Raw genomic sequence first — 17,401 nt, forward strand, 5'->3', positions numbered from 1 at the left:
TCATTTTTCGCCGCCGACTTCGCCTCTTGCTGCAGCCTGCTTGCGGCGCAGGTAATCGCGGGTCGCGAGGGCAAGTTCACGCAGGTTGAGAAAGATCGGCCAGGTGGTCGCCGGCTCCACCGGCTCCATGGAAACGCCGACCGTGGCAATATGGCCATGTTCGTCTATATCGCGAACAATGAGCACGATGGTGCCGAGACGGACACGATCGGCATAATCGGCGCGACCGCCGAGACGCTGGGTGATCATCTCGGCAACCGTCTTGCCGCGTTCACTGTCTGTGATCGAAAGAGGCCCATAGGCTTCGTCGAGGTCGCGGACATGGGTCGAGGGCGAAATGGCAAAGGTGCCGAAGAACTCTCCATCGTCCTCTTCGACGGGTGCCTCGGTTGCAAACAGGCGGTCGAGCAGTTTCGAATAGCTGGGGGCGATGAAGAGATAGACCTGATCATTCTCGCGCAGGCGTCCAGCGTATTGATAGCGCATCGACTTGCCATCACGAATGACCAGCGAAGGCATCGCCCAGCGGGGAATGCGCTCGCCCCGCAACACGGGGCTGCCAGCGACCACACGATAGGCCAGCAGCTCATGATTGGCCGTCCCCGGCAGGTCGAGTTCGACCTTGTCGATCGCGCCGATGCGCGGCGGGATGATCAGTCCGAGGCGTTTGGCGAGCGGCTTGATCGTCCAGCCCTGCAGGACGAGCGAGATCATGACGACGATGAAGGCCGTGTTGAAGAAGGTCTGGCCGTTTTCCATCGCTCCGACGACGGGCACGATGCCGAGCAGGATCGAGACCGCGCCGCGCAGGCCCACCCAGGCGATGAAGCCGGTTTCACGCTGGGTGAAGTCGAAGGGCAAGAGACACAGCCAGACAGCGATCGGTCGGGCGATGAAGACCAGGAAAAGAGCGAGCAGAACTGCCGGCAGCAGGATTTCCGGGAACTGCGATGGGGTCGCCAGCAGTCCGAGGACAAGGAACATGATGATCTGGGCAAGCCAGGTCATGCCGTCCTGGAAGCGCTTGATCGAGACCGTTGAAGGCAATTTCCGAGAGCCTGCGTAGATGCCGGCCACGTAGACGGCGAGGAAGCCGCTGCCGCCGATCAGCCCGGTGAAGGCGAAGATCATCAGCGCCATCGCCAGCATGAAAATCGGGGCCAGTCCCTGGTCGATCTGCAGCTTGCGCAAGATGAAGGCGATCGAGGCGCCACCGAGGAGGCCAAGGATCAGGCCGATGCCCATCTGTTCGATGAAGAGCCTGAGCAGTTCGAGCGACAGTCCTTCGGAGCCGCTGCCGCTTCTAATCAGTTCGACGAGCGCGATGGTGAGAAAGATCGCCATCGGGTCGTTGGTGCCGGATTCGACTTCCAGGGAGGAACGAACCCTGTCGCGGATGTTGATGCCACCGATACGGAGAAGGAAGAACACGGCTGCGGCGTCGGTTGAGCCAAGGATTGCGCCGAGCAACATGCCTTCGAGATAGCTGAGGCCGAACAGAAAATGCGCGGCGACCCCGACGAGAAGGGTGGTCAGCAGCACTCCCAGTGTCGCCAGAGTGAGGGCAGGGCCTGCCGAAAGTCGGAAGGACTGGAGCGAGGTGCCGAAACCGGAATCGAAAAGAACAACCGCCAGGGCAAGCGAGCCGATCACGTAGGCAAGCGGGAAGTTCGAAAACTCGATGCCGAGACCATCGACGCCGGCACCAAGGCCGATGGTCAGGAACAGAAGGAGAAGGGGAGCACCGAAGCGGAAGGCTATGAGGCTCGAAAAAGCGGCCAGGAAAACCAGGGCTGTCGCAACCAGCGTGACCGCATAGAACTCACTCAATCCTCTTCCCCTCTCACCCTATTCCCAATCCCCGAGGTCCTGCTCGTTCTACGACAGGCATGGCGACTGTCAGACCGATTGCGTCTGCGCGAGCGACATGCCTACAGGCTGACAATTTCATGAAACTCAGATTTGCCGGATGGCACGAAGAAAATGGAATGGGATCATGATGATATTAGGGCGGATTTAATTTTTTAAATCCGCCCCAACCGAGTTTTATCGTGGTTCCGACAGGAGCCCCTTGATCAAGGCATAGCTCGCGCCAAGCAGGACGATCGCGAAGGGCAGGCCGGTGGAGACCGCCATGGCCTGGAGCGCCACGAGCCCCCCACCGAGAAGCAGGGCAACGGCCACCAGGCCTTCGAAAGTCGCCCAGAAGACACGCTGGGGAACCGGTGCGTTGACCTTGCCGCCAGCCGAGATCGTGTCGATGACCAGCGAACCGGAGTCCGACGAGGTCACGAAGAAGACAATCACGAGCACGATACCGACAAACGAGGTTACCGCCGTGATCGGGAGATGCGCCAGCATTTCGAAGAGCTGCAGTTCAAGGGCGGCATCCTGAACGCTGGTCAGGCCGTCGTTGACGAGCTGGCTGATCGCCGTGCCACCAAGCGCAGTCATCCAGAGGACGGAGACGAGCGAGGGGATGAGCAGGACTGCGGTCAGAAGGCCGCGAACCGTGCGACCACGGCTGACGCGTGCGATGAACATGCCGACAAACGGCGACCAGCTGATCCACCAGGCCCAGTAGAAGGCCGTCCAGCCCTGCGAGAAGTTGGTATCTTCTCGACCGAACGGATTGGCCAGAGCCGGCAGATAGGTCGCATAGGCCTTGAGGTTCAGGAAGAAGCCCTGGATGATCTGCATGGTCGGGCCAACGGCGATGACGAAGACCAGCAGCAGCGCTGCCAGACCAAGGTTGACCTCCGACAGAAGTTTCACGCCCTTGTCCATGCCGGCAACCACCGATGCGATGGCAATGCAGGTGATGGCGAGCACAAGCAGGATCATCGTGGTTTCCGTCGAGGGAATGCCGAAGAGGAATTCCAGGCCGGCACTTGCCTGCTGCGCTCCGATGCCCAGCGAAGTCGACAGGCCGAAGATGGTGGCAAAGACCGCGAGAATGTCGATCACATGGCCCGGCCAGCCCCAGACGCGCTCGCCAAAGATCGGGTAGAAGACCGAACGCAAGGTGAGCGGCAAGCCCTTGTTGAAGGAGAACAGGGCCAGCGCCAGCGCGACGACAGCATAGATCGCCCAGGGATGCAGGCCCCAATGGAAGATCGTGGCGGCCATGGCGAGGCGGCGCGCTGCTTCCGGATCGCCAGCAGCGCCATTCAGTGGTGCCCAGTCCGTGCGAACACCGTCTTCGAAGACCGGTCCACCCAGCGCTGCCGTGAAATGCCCCATGGGTTCGGAGACCCCGTAGAACATCAGGCCAATGCCCATGCCGGCGGCAAAGAGCATCGAGAACCATGCGAGATTGCCGTAGTCCGGTGTTGCTTCCGGTCCGCCAAGACGGATTCGCCCGAGCGGCGAGAGGATGAGGCCGATGCAGACGAGCACGAAGACATTGCCGGTCAGCAGGAAGAACCAGTCGAGATTGCTCGTCAGGAAGTTCCTGAGACCCGTGAAGGCTGGTTCAAGCGTGGTCTGGAAGGCCAGCGTCAGGAAGGTAAAGAGTACGATTGACAGAGCCGAGACGCTGAAGACGACATTATGGATGTCGAGCTCGAAGACGAAACGGCGGCGAAAGTTGATGTTGTCTTGACCGATCTCATAATCAGTGTCGATGATTTCGGTCCGCCCTTCGGGCGCCGGTATCGCATCTTCGGCGACGGCTGTATGGGGATCGGTCGTTGTGAGAGCCAATGGTCTGGTATCCTTTCGATGTCATCAGGGGCAAAACAATCCCCGGGAGAAGGCGCAGGTTCTGCGCCAGAATGTGGTGAAGCGACCACAAGGGTGGCCGCATTTGCGCCACAATTCGTAGGGGCAACTGACGAGGCGGCTTATTGTTCCCGTGCGGAACAATTTTTCCTGCCTGTTTTGGGGAGCTGCCCGGAATAAAAAAAGGCGGGCCATTGCTGGCCCGCCTTCATGCGAGATCAGTTGGTCTAGCTCAGATGAGCTTGGCCAGTGCCACTGCCGTATCCGACATGCGGTTCGAGAAGCCCCACTCGTTGTCGTACCAGGTCAGGATGCGCACGAAGTTGCCTTCGAGAACCTTGGTCTGATCGAGGGCGAAGATCGACGAGTGGCTGTCGTGGTTGAAGTCGCGCGAAACCAGCGGCTCGTCGGTGTAGCCGAGGATGCCCTTCAGCGCGCCATCCGAGGCGGCGATGATGGCGTCGTTGATTTCCTGAGCCGTGGTGTTCCGCTTGGCGACGAACTTGAAGTCGACGACCGAGACGTTCGGGGTCGGCACGCGGATCGAGGTGCCGTCGAGACGGCCCTTGAGGTGCGGCAGGACCAGGCCGACGGCCTTGGCGGCACCCGTCGAGGTCGGGATCATGGAGAGCGCTGCCGCGCGGGCGCGGTAGAGATCCTTGTGCATGGTGTCGAGCGTCGGCTGGTCACCCGTGTAGGAGTGGATCGTGGTCATGAAGCCATGGTCGATGCCGACGGCGTCGTCGAGCGTCTTGACGACCGGAACCAGGCAGTTCGTCGTGCAGGATGCGTTGGAGATGACCAGGTGGTCCTTGGTCAGCTGGTCGTGGTTGACGCCGAAGACGACGGTGAGGTCAGCGCCATCGGCGGGAGCCGAAACGATGACGCGCTTGGCGCCAGCCTGGAGATGCAGGGCGGCCTTGTCACGCGAGGTGAAGATGCCGGTGCATTCCATGGCGATGTCGACGCCGAGTTCCTTGTGCGGAAGCGTTGCCGGATCCTTGATCGCGGTGACCTTGATCGGCTTGCCGCCGTCGATGATGATCGTGTCGCCATCGACCTTGACCGTGGCCGGGAACTTGCCGTGGATCGAGTCGTAACGCAGCAGATGCGCGTTGGTCTCGACCGGGCCGAGATCATTGATGGCGACGACTTCGATGTCGGTGCGGCCGGATTCGACGATGGCGCGGAGAACGTTACGTCCGATACGGCCGAAGCCGTTGATGGCAACTTTCACAGTCATTGGTGCACTCCCGATTGAATATTGAGCTCTTGGGCAATGTCAGGGCGCCCCGGGGGGACGCCCTGGCGGGATGGTGTCAGGCAAGCTTGGCTTCGGCGGCTGCCACGACTGCGTCCGCCGTGATGCCGAAGTGCTTGTAGAGTTCCTTGGCCGGGCCGGAGGCGCCGAAGGACTTCATGCCGATGAAGGTGCCGGTGGAACCGATGATGGCGTCCCAGCCCTGGCGGATGCCGGCTTCGATCCCGATATTGACCGCAGCATGACCGATGATCGCTTCCTGGTAGTCGGCGTCCTGTTCGAAGAAGAGTTCGAAGCACGGAACGGAGACGACGCGGGCCGGAATGCCCTTGGCTTCCAGCTGCTGCTGGGCCTTGATCGCGATCTCGACTTCCGAACCGGATGCGAAGATCGAGACCTTGGCGTCGCTGGCCGAGATCAGCTCATAGGCGCCCTGGGCGCAGAGATTGCGCTCCTCATACTCGGTGCGGGCCGGGATCAGGTTCTGACGCGTCAGGGCGAGGCCGGACGGACGCTCCTTGTTCTCCAGTGCCACCTGCCAGCACTCGACCGTTTCGGTCGCGTCTGCCGGGCGGAACATCAGGAGGTTCGGGATGGCGCGGAGCGCTGCCATATGCTCGACCGGCTGATGCGTCGGACCGTCTTCGCCAAGACCGATGGAATCATGGGTCAGGACGTGGATGACGCGGATGCCCATGAGGGCGGCCAGACGGATCGACGGACGGCAATAGTCCGAGAAGATCAGGAAGCCGCCGGAATAGGGGATCAGACCGCCATGCAGCGCAATCCCGTTCATCGCAGCCGCCATGCCGTGTTCGCGGATGCCGTAGTGGATGTAACGGCCGGAGAAGTCGGTCGGGGTGATCGACTTAGTCTGGCTGGTCTTGGTGTTGTTCGAGCCGGTCAGGTCGGCCGAGCCGCCGAGCGTTTCGGTGACGACACCGTTGATGACTTCAAGTGCATCTTCCGAAGCCTTGCGGGTTGCGACCGTCGGCTTGGTTTCAGCGAGCTTCTTCTTGTAGGCGTCGACGGCACCGGCGAGCGTGCCCGGCAGTTCGCCAGCGAAGCGGCGGTTGAACTCGGCGCGCTTCTCAGCATCGGCAGCCGCCAGACGCGCTTCCCAATCCTTGCGGGTCTTGGTCGAGCGCAGGCCGGACAGGCGCCAGGCGTCGAGCACGTCGGCGGGGATCGAGAAGGCTTCTTCTTCCCAGCCGAGCGCCTTGCGGGTGGCGGCGATTTCGTCGGCGCCGAGCGGTGAGCCGTGAACCTTGTGGGTGCCGGCCTTGTTCGGGGCGCCGAAGCCGATGACGGTCTTGGCGGCGATCATGGTCGGCTTGTCGGAGGCCTTGGCGGTTTCGATGGCAGCGGCGATCGCTTCCGGATCATGGCCGTCAATCGCGATCGTGTTCCAGCCGGCGGAGCGGAAGCGGGCGTGCTGGTCGGTCGAGTCGGCAAGCGAGATCGCGCCGTCGATCGAGATGCCGTTGTCGTCCCAGAAGACGATCAGCTTGTTCAGCTTCAGGTGGCCTGCCAGCGTGATCGCTTCCTGGCTGATGCCTTCCATGAGGCAGCCGTCGCCTGCGAGCACATAGGTATAGTGATCCTGCAGCTCCGAGCCGAACTCGTCTGCGAGCTTCTTCTCGGCGAGCGCCATGCCGACGGCCGTGGCAATGCCCTGACCGAGCGGACCGGTCGTGGTCTCTATGCCCGAGGCGTGGCCGTATTCCGGGTGGCCGGCAGTCTTTGCGCCAAGCTGACGGAAGGACTTGATGTCCTCGATCGTCATGTCCTCATAGCCGGTCAGATAGAGGAGCGAGTAGATCAGCATCGAGCCGTGACCGGCCGAAAGCACGAAACGGTCGCGGTCTGGCCAGAGCGGGTTCTTCGGATCGAAGCTCAGGTAGCGGGTGAAAAGAACGGTCGCGACATCGGCGCAGCCCATGGGCATGCCGGGGTGGCCGGAATTGGCCTTTTCCACTGCATCCATGGCGAGGAAACGGATCGCATTCGCCATCCGCTGATGTTTTTCGGGAGAAATCATGGCTTATCCGCTTGTTCCGGGGCTTCGAGACACGGCCTGCCGGGACGGGCCGTCTGAACGGGGGTGATCCTTAGCAGGTGCATCGCGCAAGTCAACAAATGGGCCGGGTTGCGGCGTTTCCGGGATGAAGAAAACATCTCTTTGCCTCTTTCCTGTGCGACGGCGCCGGATGACTTACGGAGCGGCAAGAACGAGACAGTCTTCCACAGAATTGGCTACTTCCGGAGGCGTGCGCTTTATTGACGCGTGCCAAGGGCGGGGCTTACTGTCCCGGCTCACATGATCGGGGCGGCCGTGACAATTCGTGTAGCGAACAGACTTCACTGAGGCAGGGGCAAGAGAATGCCGGCGGAAAATTCGGTGGATGCCGCGCTCGCGGCGCTGCGGCAGGCTGTCGCCGGGCTCGAGAACGCCGTCGACATGCGTTTCGAAGCGGAGCGCGAGAGTATGGAGATCGATGGCGAGGTGCGGCGCGTGCATGCCGATCGCGCCCGCCTTGCTCAGGAACTTGACCAGTCGGAATTCCGGGCCAACCGGCTCGAAGAGGTCAACCGCGAGGTCTCGCGTCGACTGGTGACGGCGATGGAAACGATCCGCGCGGTGCTCGATCGGTAAAATTCGGGCCGCGGGGCGCTTGTTTGCATAAGGTGCGGGAGCACCACGCGTAGAAGAGAGTTGGAACGCCGATGGCGCAGGTCACAGTCACGATCGACGGAAAAGCCTATCGCATGGCGTGCGAGGAGGGGCAGGAAGCCCATCTGACGGAGCTCGCGAGCGAGTTCGATCGTTATGTCGGCCATCTCAAGGGACAGTTCGGTGAGATCGGCGATCTGAGGATTACCGTCATGGCCGGGATCATGGTCATGGACGAGATGGCCGAGATCAATCGTCGGCTTGCCGCAGCCGAGGCGGAGCTCGCCGGTTTCCGCGAGGGGCGCGATACAGTCCTGTCAGGCGTGCATCATCGCGAGGAGGCGGTGGCGCATGCGATATCAGACCTTGCAGATCGCTTGAACGGCATCACCCGCAAACTGACCCAGCGGCCCGCTCCCCAGCCTCAGGCTTAAGGACTATTTTTCGAGCCCACTGGCGCAGTGCCCGCGAAGCGCCTATATCTGAGTTGCGATCTGCGCCTCACGACAGGAACCACAATCCCTGGGGCCATACTCGATCCAAAGGGAGCTGTCCCTGGCCGGGCCCGTGGGCTCGGACATATGGCGCCCACCTACGTTTGTAGGCACCCAGGATCGTAAATCTCCATCGGTTGCCGTGGATCGCACTTTCCTCTTCTGATCAGACATGATGCAAAAAGCCGCCGCGATCACTCGCGACGGCTTTTCTTTTTGATCGGTTCCTGGGATCAGAATTCTTCCCAGTTGTCCTGCGAGGTGGCGGCCGCCGTGCTGCCGCCACCGAAGGCCTTGGCGAGGTTGCCGACCATGCGGCGAGCCGGGGAGGCTACTGGGCGCGTCGCGGCCTGAGCCGCGGCCGGGCGTGCTGCAGGACGGGCCGTCGGTGTTGGTGCAGTGTAGCTCGGCGCGGGAGCGCGGTTCGAGGAGGCTGCGCCGCCTGCGACACGGAACTGCGCGACGAAACTCGCCAGATTGCGGGCGCTGTCGGCCAGACGGTGGGTCACGGCGGTCGCCTCTTCCACCATGGCGGCGTTCTTCTGGGTGAACTGGTCCATGTGGTTGACCGAGCCATTGATCTCGTTCAGCGCGGTGGACTGCTCACGGGCAGCCGAGGCGATCGAGGTGATGTGGTCGTTGATGACGGCCACCTGGTTGGAGATCTCGGAGAGTGCCGAGCCGGTCTGCTGGACCAGCGACACGCCGCCGGCGACGGCTTCACCCGACTTGTTGATTAGCGCCTTGATGTCCTTGGCCGCATTGGCCGAACGCTGGGCGAGTTCACGGACTTCCTGGGCGACGACGGCAAAGCCCTTGCCGGCTTCACCGGCGCGCGCTGCCTCGACGCCGGCATTAAGCGCCAAGAGGTTGGTCTGGAAGGCGATTTCGTCGATGACGTTGATGATCTTCGAAATCTCGCTCGACGCCTGCTCGATGCGGCTCATGGCCTCGATTGCGTTGGACACGACCTTGCTGGAGTTCTCCGTGCTCTGGCGCGCCTTGGTCGCCATGGTTGCAGCTTCGTCTGCCTTGGCCGACGAGCCACGCACGGTCGATGTGATCTCCTCAAGGGCGGCGGATGTCTCTTCCAGAGAGGCAGCCTGCTGTTCGGTGCGCTTCGACAGGTCGTCGGTCGCGGAGCGCATCTCGGCCGAGCTCGCTTCGATGCCCGAGGTTTCGTCGCGGATTTCGGCAAGCGTGCTGCTAAGCTTCTCGACAGAGGCGTTGAAGTCGACGCGCAGACGGTCGAGGTTTCCAGTGAAGGCGCGATCGATGCGAACAGTCAGGTCGCCGTCGCTCAGGCGGTTCAGTCCGTCGGCGAGGGCATCAACGGCTTCCTGAACGAGACGCGCGTCTTCGGCCTTGGCGCGCTCACTCTCGGCACGTTCCTGATCTCCTTGGGCTGCTGCTTCAGCCGCGCGGCGCTCGACCTCAATTTTCTGGATGGCGCTTTCACGGAAGACGTTGATTGCACGCGCAAGTGCGCCGACCTCATTCTTCAGGTCCTGATCCGGCACCTCGGTTTCGAGCTGGCCGGAGGCGAGACGGTCTGCAACGGCCGTCAGGCGCGGCAGGGAGCCAATGATGCGACGGACGAGAAGGGTGATCAGCGTTGCGGCGATCAGAAGCACGATCAGCGCAGTTGTGCCGATCGCATAGGTCATCTCGGTTGCGATACTGTTGATGTCGGCCTTGCGCACGCCGGCATAGAGAATGCCAAGCACATCTCCGGCCGGCGAGAAGATTGGCTGATAGATCGTGTAGTATGGCGTCTCAAGGATGACGGCTTCGCCGCGATAGATCTCGCCCTTAACGGAATAGGGATAGACAGCCCCGGTCTGGCCGAGTGCGGTGCCGACGGCGCGGTTGCCATCCGGCTTGATGATGTTGGTGGTGCGGCGCCAGAAGTCCTTGCTTTCTGCATCCCATGCAAAGATCGTGGCCGTCTGGCCGGTCATGCGGCCGATGACGTCGATCATGCCGTGCTCGGTGAATTCAGCCGGAATGGCTTCCATGACGATGCGCTGGACATTGCCGTCTGCGGCCCATGTCACGGTCGTGCCGGGCAGATCCCGTTCGATGATCGTGGCCGCCGTGCGAAGACTTGCATCCTGGCCGGAAATCGCCTGCTGCTGGATGCGGGTTTCGATGCTGCCGGAGATGACCCATGCGACGGCTCCGAGTGCCGCGATCAGGATCAGGACCGTCGTGGCGGTGATTGTTTTCGTGATGCCGAAGCGCGAAAAGATCTGCATTGGGAATGGCCTTTGGTCGTTGACTTGGACGTAAGTCTAAGCGCTTTGAGTTAATCCTTGGTTTTTTAGGGGTTTTCGAAACAGGCTTGACCAAGCGCAAAAACACGATTTTCTGTTGGACTGCCTCCCCAAATCTGGTGTGGCTGGAAGAAAAGAGCCTTGTGATGGTAGAAAAGCGGGAGTTGAAGGCCGAGATCCGGAAGGCGCGGCTGGCGGTCCGGGACGCGATCCCGGCGGAGATGAGACTGGAGCACAGTCTTGCCATGGCGGAACTTGCGGGAGACGATCTTTCGCTGGAGCCTGGGCTCGTCGTCTCCGGTTTCTTCCCGATCCGTTCCGAGGCGGATATTCGCCCGCTGATGGCACGGCTGAAGGCCCGGGGTGCGCGGCTCTGCCTGCCTGTCGTTCTCGACAAGGAGACGATTGTCTTCCGCGAACTCGCAGCCGGCGCGGAACTCGTCGATACCGGTTTTGGCACCCGTGGGCCAGGCCCGGAAGCTGCGGTGCTCGATCCCGATCTGCTTCTGGTACCTCTGTCGGCATTCGATGCCGGGGGCAACCGGATCGGCTATGGTGCGGGTCATTATGACAGGGCGATCGCCCGTCTCAGGGAAAAAGGCCGGCATCCGCGGCTGATCGGCATTGCATTCGACTGTCAGGAGGTGGCAGAAGTGCCCTATGAGGCCCATGACGTCCGGCTGGAAGCCGTGCTGACCGAGAGCGGCCTTAGAAGATTCATGGAGTGATTGGACGAAAATGCGACTTCTGTTCCTCGGAGACATGGTGGGCAAGACCGGACGTACGGCTGTATGGGAGCGGTTGCCGGGCCTGATCTCCGACCTGAAGCTCGATTTCGTTATCGTCAACGGCGAGAACGCCGCTGGTGGCTTCGGCATCACCGAGGACATCTATCTCGAGACGATCAATGCCGGTGCCGATGTGGTGACGACCGGCAACCATGTGTGGGACCAGAAGGAGGCCGTGTCGTTCTGCACCCGGCACGACCAGTTCCTGCGCCCGGCCAACTATCCGTCCGGCACGCCCGGTAAGGGGTCCGGCCTTTTCTACGCGCGCAACGGTGCGCGCGTGCTCGTCGCCAACATAATGGGTCGGGTGTTCATGCATCCCGAGCTCGACGATCCCTTCAAGTCCGCCGAGACGATCCTGGCTGCCTGCCCGCTGAAGGAGCAGGCAGACGTCATCGTCTTCGATTTCCATGCCGAAGCGACCAGCGAGAAGCAGTGCTTCGGACATTTCGTTGATGGCCGTGCGAGCTTTGTCGTCGGCACCCACACCCATGTGCCGACCGCCGACCACCAGATCCTGAACGGTGGTACGGCCTATATGTCGGATGCCGGCATGTGCGGTGATTATGACTCCTCGCTCGGCATGGAGAAGGAAGAGCCGCTCAATCGCTTCATCTCGAAGATGCCCAAGGGCCGCTTCGAGGCGGCAAGCGGCCCCGCTACGATCTGTGGTGTGGGTGTCGAGATCTCCGACAGCACGGGGCTTGCCGAAAAGATTGCGCCACTCCGGCTCGGGCCGCGGCTCGCCGAGACGATCCCGCCCTTCTGGGCCTGACGGCGGGATCGAGTGTCATGATGGCGACGGGGTCATCAATGGCGCGACGTCTTGCGCTCCAACCTTCCCAGCTTCTGCAAGACTTCGCTGGATGCGACCTCGACGCATTGCAGCTGCTTTAGCGCCGAACCGATGTCACCAGCGTTGTAGCAGCGGACTGCTTCCAGTCCGTGCTCGTGCACCCGGCAATGTGGTTCGTCCAGCGAAAGGAAGTCGCTGTCCTGGCCAAGGTGCGTCGTGCGTGCGCCGAGATACCATTTGCCGAGGCGGCAGTTCTTGTGGTCGGCCAGTTCCCGAGGATCGAGCCTGTCGCGGCCCACCATCATGTTGGCCAGGCGCCGTTTCCAGATCACATGGTCCGATTGCGCCAGCAGAACGACCTTGCCGGGGATGTCTTCCTCGGCCAGAATCTTCAGCCGCCTGTCGAGGCCGGCCTGGGCACTGGCGACCGCATCCATGACCCGGCCGAGTTGGCGGGTCGCGTCGCCGGCGCTGGTGGCGATATGGGTAATCCCGTTTGCAACGCTCGAAGAGGCGGCCTTCTGCTCGACGAGACCGCTTGCGATCTGGGCTGCGCTGTCGGCGCTCTCGTTGACCTGGCGCAGGGCATCCGCGAGCCGGGTTGAAAGCTTGTCGAGGGCAGTCGTGCCGGCACTTGCAGAGCTTCGGCTGACGGACATCGCCTCGTTCATCGAGGTCAGGCCCTGCTCAAGATCCATAACGATCTTGGAAATCTCCGTTGTCGCATTGGCCGTGCGGTCGGAAAGCGCCTTCACTTCCGAAGCGACGACGGCAAAACCGCGCCCAGCCTCGCCGGCGCGTGCCGCTTCGACGGCCGCATTGATCGCGAGCATATTGGTCTGGGACGCGATCTTCTTGATGTTGGCAGCGATCTCTGAAATGCGCGAACCCAGGGTATGGATCGAGGCGATCCGGTCGGAGGCATCGCCGAGAGCCCGGTTGATGCCCTCCATGGTCGTGCGTGTGTCCATGGCCGACTGCCGAGCCTCGTCACAGGCGGCGCCCGCGCGTCGCGTGCCGCCAGAAATCTCTTCGCCGTGACGGGCGATCTCATCCACGGTTGCCGCCATTTCTTCGGCCGCTGCGGCAATGTCATGCGTGCGGTGGTCGACCTGCTTCAGATCGTAAAGCAGATTGGCCGACATGGTGGCCGTTTCGTTGACGTTGACCGAGATCTCGACAACGTCCTTAAGCTGAGCCCCCGACCGTTCCTGGCAGCGCGCAATCAGGCGGGCGACGGCGCGATCCAGTGGGTCCGAGCCGGACGGCAGTTTGCTGAAATCCTCGTTGAGAGCTGCTTCTATACAATCCAGTAGGGCATAGCCGGTGGTCTGGGTGTCGTGGTCGAATAAGGCTTGCGCCGCCGGCATGGGATGTCCTCTCCAGATGTCTGTCGCAGGATGCAGGCCCCGCGTGGGTGCGAAGATTGACCAGCAGCGCTTAAGGTTCGATTAAGTCTCCCGCCTCGGAACAGGGTATCTTCTGCGCCTGCGATAACGGCAAATTGACAAGCGCTGCTCGGTCTTGTGCCTTTACCCAAGGGATAAGCTGCCTCATGCTCCCATTTCTGATCTGGATGGGATGCAGGGAGCGGCATGATGCTGAGACTGGTGTTGTCCACGATGGTGCTCTCGGCTTTGGCCGGTGGTGCCTTGGCGCAAGAGGCACAGCGACCGCAGGTCAGCCAGTGCCAATTGATCGCCGAGAAAATTCCCAAGGTTCAGTACGCCAACTTCACGCCTTCATCCTCCGGTGCTCCCGCATTGACGCTGGCGCAGGTGCAGGAAGACGTGGTCATCACCTTCGTCGGCCATTCGACTTTCCAGATCGACACGCCAGCCGGCATCTCGATTGCCACCGATTTCAACGGCTGGCTTCGCACGTCGCGCACACCTGACGTGGTAACGATGAACAAGGCGCATTCGAGCCACTATACCCTCAACCCGGATCCGGCGATCGGGGCTGTCCTGCAAGGCTGGAACGAAGCCCAGCCGGGCGAACCCATCGAGCATCGCCTGGTCGTTGGCGATGCCTATGTCCGAAACGTGCCGACGGACATCAGAAGCTGGGGCGGCACCATGGAGTTGAACGGCAACTCGATCTTCATCATTGAGGTCGCCGGCCTCTGCATTGGCCATCTCGGGCATCTGCATCACGAATTGACCGACACCCATTACGGCGAGATCGGCCGACTTGATATCGTCATGGTGCCGGTGGATGGGGGGCTGACGCTCGGGGCCGACAGCATGAGCCGGATCGTGCAGCGTCTGCGCTCCGCAGTGATCCTGCCCATGCATCGTCGTGGTCCGCCGATCGAGACTTTCCTGTCTATGTTCGACGATGGTTTCGATACGCAGATCTCAGAGAATCGCGGCTTCACGGTGTCCATGCGGACATTGCCGAAGAAGCCGCTGATTTTGGTCTTGCAGGGGGTTTAGGACCCCCTATGGGCCTCAGGCGAAGCGCACCTCGCGGTGCACGCCGACGTCAGGCAGTTTATCGTCACTCATGTTCGCCTTGGCGATCTCCCAGCCGAACTTCAGCGAGCTGTTGGTGGACGCCCAGATCTCGCCGTCGTCCAGCTTGAGTTCCAGAAGCGTCAGTGTCGGATCGGACTTTCCACCCTCGTACCAGGCAGCAACGACCGAGTTCCAGTATTCGTCGATCTTCGCCGGATCCTTGTTCTCGACCAACGTGCCTGCGAGGCAGGCGTGATAGTCATGATCCTTGCCAACGACGCAGAAGTGAGCGCGGCTGCCGGGACGCATGGCCTGCACAAGATGGCTATCGGTCTTGGTGAAGAACCAGATGGCGTTACGCTTGCGGTCCGCATTCGGGGCCATCGGCTGCATGTGCATGTTGCCACCCATCAGGCCAAGCATGCCGGCATGGACATTGTCGATTTCATCCCAAAGCTGTTCGACGGGATTTTCGCGGGCTTCGCTGAAACTTGCCATGTTCTATCTCCTTGTCGTGTGTGCTCACAGCAACGAGTTGGGCAGGCACTTGTTCCGGCTTTTTGAACCGCTGTAGCGGCCTTGAAACAGCTGGCTTTCGCCCTTATAAGGCGGCCATTCCCACAAACAGACCTGATCAGGGGTGCCATGGCTGGCCATTCACAGTTCAAAAACATCATGCACCGCAAGGGCAAGCAGGACGGTATCCGTTCGAAGATGTTCTCCAAGCTTGCGCGCGAAATCACCGTTGCCGCAAAGACCGGTCTGCCCGACCCTGCGATGAATGCCGCACTTCGCCTCGCCGTGCAGAACGCCAAGGCGCAGTCGATGCCGAAGGACAACATCGAGCGCGCCATCAAGAAGGCGTCCGGTGCCGATGCCGAGACCTATGACGCGATCCGCTATGAAGGCTATGGCCCTGGCGGCGTTGCCGTCATCGTCGAGACTCTGACCGACAACCGCAACCGCACGGCCTCCGTCGTTCGCTCGACCTTCTCCAAGGCCGGCGGTGCACTCGGCGAAACCGGTTCGGTGTCCTTCTCCTTCGACCATGTCGGCGAAATCACCTACAAAGCCTCCGTCGGCGACGCCGACAAGGTGATGGAAGCGGCGATCGAAGCCGGTGCCGAAGACGTGGTGTCGGATGAAGACGGGCATACGATCTACTGCGCCTTCGAAGACATGAACGAAGTGTCCAAGGCGCTCGAAGCCGTGCTCGGTGGCGCGGAAACCGTCAAGGCAATCTGGAAGCCGCAGAACACGATCGAAGTCGATGAAGAAAAGGCAACCTCGCTGATGAAGCTCATCGACACACTCGAAGACGATGACGATGTGCAGAACGTCTATTCGAACTTCGAAGTCTCCGACGAAGTCATGGCGAAACTCTCGGCCTGATCGTCTGGACCTATCGAGACAAACAAAAGCCCGGCTGCATCGCAGCCGGGCTTTTTGCTATTCAGCGTCCCTGCGTCGGCTCAGGCAGCGGCGCTGCGGACGCTTGCGATGACGTCGACGAGTTCGTTGACGATGCGCTCGACCTGAGCGCGGTCGTCGCCTTCAGCCATGACGCGGATCAACGGCTCGGTGCCCGAGGGGCGGATGACCAGACGACCGGATTTGGCAAGCTCTGCCTCCGCGTCAGCGATGGCCTGCTTGACGACGGCGTCTTCCAAGGGCTTGCCGCCGGAGAAGCGGACATTGCGCAGGAGCTGCGGTACAGGCTCGAATCGGTGGCAGAGCTCGCTGACCGTCTTGCCGGTGCGCTTGACCGCCGCCAGGATCTGCAGGGCAGCCACAAGACCGTCGCCGGTCGTGCCGTGGTCGGCCAGCACGATATGGCCGGACTGTTCGCCGCCAACGTTGAAGTCGTGGTTGCGCATGTGCTCGACGACATAGCGGTCGCCGACCTTGGTGCGGGCAAGCGTCAGGCCCTTGTCGCCGAGGAAGCGTTCCAGGCCGAGGTTCGACATCACGGTCGCGACGATGCCGCCGCCACGCAGCAGCCCATCCTGCGCCCAGGTTTCGGCAACGACCGCCATCAGCTGATCGCCGTCAATGACGGTGCCGTTTTCGTCGACGATGATGACGCGGTCGGCGTCGCCATCGAGTGCGATACCGATGTCGGCGCGGGTTTCATGGACCTTCTTCTGCAGGGCGTCCGGATGGGTCGAGCCGCATTCCAGGTTGATATTCGTGCCATTCGGCTCGTCGCCGATGGTGACAACGTCAGCACCGAGCTCCCAGAGGGCTGCGGGCGCTACCTTGTAGGCGGCGCCGTTGGCACAGTCGATGGCAACGCGCAGACCGTGCAGCGTCACGTCGCGGGGCAGGGTGCGCTTGGCGAATTCAACGTAGCGGTCATGCACGCCGTCGATGCGCTTCGCACGGCCGATGTCGTTGGGGGCTGCGAGCTGGCCATAGAGGTCCTTCTCGAGCAGTTCCTCGATCTGCTGCTCAAGCTCGTCCGACAGTTTGTAGCCGTCGGGGCCGAAGAGCTTGATGCCATTGTCGGCGAAGGGATTGTGCGAGGCGGAGATCATCACGCCGAGGTCGCAGCGCAGCGAGCGCGTCAGCATGGCGACGGCGGGCGTCGGGATCGGGCCGAGAACGAAGGCATCGAGGCCGGCTGCCGTGAAACCCGCGACCATGGCGTTTTCCAGCATGTAGCCGGAGAGGCGCGTATCCTTGCCGATCACCACCCGGTGGCGGTGTCCGCCGCGGCGGAAGATCGTGCCGGCGGCAATGCCGACACGCATGGCGAGGTCGGGTGTCATGGGGAAGCGGTTGGAGAGGCCGCGAATACCGTCCGTGCCGAAGTAACGACGTGTCATCAAGTGTTCCTTCAAGTCCATTTCGCTGGCGGTCGCTGCACGTGATCAGCACAGGCGATCGTGCAGGGGCCCGCGGTTGGCTGCTCATGCCATAGAACGCGA

Annotated in this window: 14 protein-coding genes and 1 other RNA gene; 7 read left to right on the forward strand and 8 right to left on the reverse strand. The window is 61.8% G+C overall.

What is annotated here, in order from left to right; translation table 11 throughout:
• From SJY08_RS02905 to tkt, 4 genes are all read right to left on the reverse strand, one after another.
• Positions 1–1,830 (reverse strand): potassium/proton antiporter, encoded by a 1,830-nt coding sequence (locus SJY08_RS02905; RefSeq protein WP_377274648.1) that lies wholly within the window; start codon positions 1,828–1,830, stop codon positions 1–3.
• 216 nt (positions 1,831–2,046) lie between these two features.
• Positions 2,047–3,705, reverse strand: coding sequence for a BCCT family transporter (locus SJY08_RS02910; protein WP_377274649.1), 1,659 nt, complete (start codon positions 3,703–3,705; stop codon positions 2,047–2,049).
• A 250-nt stretch (positions 3,706–3,955) separates the two neighbouring features.
• A complete protein-coding gene (gene gap, locus SJY08_RS02915) occupies positions 3,956–4,966 on the reverse strand; it encodes a type I glyceraldehyde-3-phosphate dehydrogenase (RefSeq protein WP_054148269.1) in 1,011 nt (336 codons plus the stop codon).
• A gap of 76 nt (positions 4,967–5,042) precedes the next feature.
• Positions 5,043–7,025, reverse strand: a complete 1,983-nt coding sequence (gene tkt / locus SJY08_RS02920) for a transketolase (protein ID WP_377274650.1) — start codon at positions 7,023–7,025, stop codon at positions 5,043–5,045.
• Positions 7,026–7,367: 342 nt separating this feature from the next.
• Here tkt and SJY08_RS02925 point away from each other — a divergent pair, with 342 nt between their 5' ends.
• The 3 genes from SJY08_RS02925 (at position 7,368) to ssrS (ending at position 8,305) form a co-directional block, all read left to right on the forward strand.
• Complete coding sequence (locus SJY08_RS02925) at positions 7,368–7,640, forward strand: DUF4164 domain-containing protein (protein WP_006726844.1); 273 nt, start codon at positions 7,368–7,370, stop codon at positions 7,638–7,640.
• Between the two features lie 71 nt (positions 7,641–7,711).
• On the forward strand, positions 7,712–8,092 hold the full coding sequence (locus SJY08_RS02930) for a cell division protein ZapA (protein WP_054148272.1): 381 nt from the start codon (positions 7,712–7,714) through the stop codon (positions 8,090–8,092).
• Between the two features lie 54 nt (positions 8,093–8,146).
• Positions 8,147–8,305, forward strand: a non-coding RNA gene (gene ssrS / locus SJY08_RS02935) — 6S RNA.
• Between the two features lie 80 nt (positions 8,306–8,385).
• Here ssrS and SJY08_RS02940 read toward each other — a convergent pair.
• Entirely contained in the window at positions 8,386–10,410 is a 2,025-nt protein-coding gene (locus tag SJY08_RS02940) for a methyl-accepting chemotaxis protein (protein ID WP_377274651.1), read from the reverse strand.
• A 164-nt stretch (positions 10,411–10,574) separates the two neighbouring features.
• Here SJY08_RS02940 and SJY08_RS02945 point away from each other — a divergent pair, with 164 nt between their 5' ends.
• Positions 10,575–11,156 carry a 5-formyltetrahydrofolate cyclo-ligase gene (locus SJY08_RS02945; protein ID WP_054148517.1) on the forward strand — a complete coding sequence of 194 codons (582 nt, stop codon included), beginning with the start codon at positions 10,575–10,577 and terminating at the stop codon, positions 11,154–11,156.
• Positions 11,157–11,166: 10 nt separating this feature from the next.
• Positions 11,167–11,991: a TIGR00282 family metallophosphoesterase gene (locus SJY08_RS02950; RefSeq protein ID WP_054148274.1), complete on the forward strand. Its 825-nt coding sequence runs from the start codon at positions 11,167–11,169 to the stop codon at positions 11,989–11,991.
• Between the two features lie 35 nt (positions 11,992–12,026).
• On the opposite strand, the gene SJY08_RS02955 is transcribed toward SJY08_RS02950, so the two are convergent.
• Complete coding sequence (locus SJY08_RS02955) at positions 12,027–13,382, reverse strand: methyl-accepting chemotaxis protein (RefSeq protein WP_377274652.1); 1,356 nt, start codon at positions 13,380–13,382, stop codon at positions 12,027–12,029.
• Positions 13,383–13,607: 225 nt separating this feature from the next.
• Here SJY08_RS02955 and SJY08_RS02960 point away from each other — a divergent pair, with 225 nt between their 5' ends.
• Positions 13,608–14,450, forward strand: coding sequence for an MBL fold metallo-hydrolase (locus SJY08_RS02960; protein WP_377274653.1), 843 nt, complete (start codon positions 13,608–13,610; stop codon positions 14,448–14,450).
• A gap of 15 nt (positions 14,451–14,465) precedes the next feature.
• On the opposite strand, the gene SJY08_RS02965 is transcribed toward SJY08_RS02960, so the two are convergent.
• On the reverse strand, positions 14,466–14,969 hold the full coding sequence (locus SJY08_RS02965) for a pyridoxamine 5'-phosphate oxidase family protein (RefSeq protein ID WP_377274654.1): 504 nt from the start codon (positions 14,967–14,969) through the stop codon (positions 14,466–14,468).
• A gap of 147 nt (positions 14,970–15,116) precedes the next feature.
• On the opposite strand from SJY08_RS02965, the gene SJY08_RS02970 reads away from it, so the two are divergent.
• On the forward strand, positions 15,117–15,863 hold the full coding sequence (locus tag SJY08_RS02970) for a YebC/PmpR family DNA-binding transcriptional regulator (protein ID WP_054148278.1): 747 nt from the start codon (positions 15,117–15,119) through the stop codon (positions 15,861–15,863).
• 80 nt (positions 15,864–15,943) lie between these two features.
• On the opposite strand, the gene glmM is transcribed toward SJY08_RS02970, so the two are convergent.
• Positions 15,944–17,299, reverse strand: a complete 1,356-nt coding sequence (gene glmM, locus SJY08_RS02975) for a phosphoglucosamine mutase (protein WP_054148279.1) — start codon at positions 17,297–17,299, stop codon at positions 15,944–15,946.
• Positions 17,300–17,401: the final 102 nt, after the last annotated feature.

It is taken from the genome of Rhizobium sp. R86522, from assembly GCF_042466255.1.
Taxonomy (GTDB): domain Bacteria; phylum Pseudomonadota; class Alphaproteobacteria; order Rhizobiales; family Rhizobiaceae; genus Allorhizobium.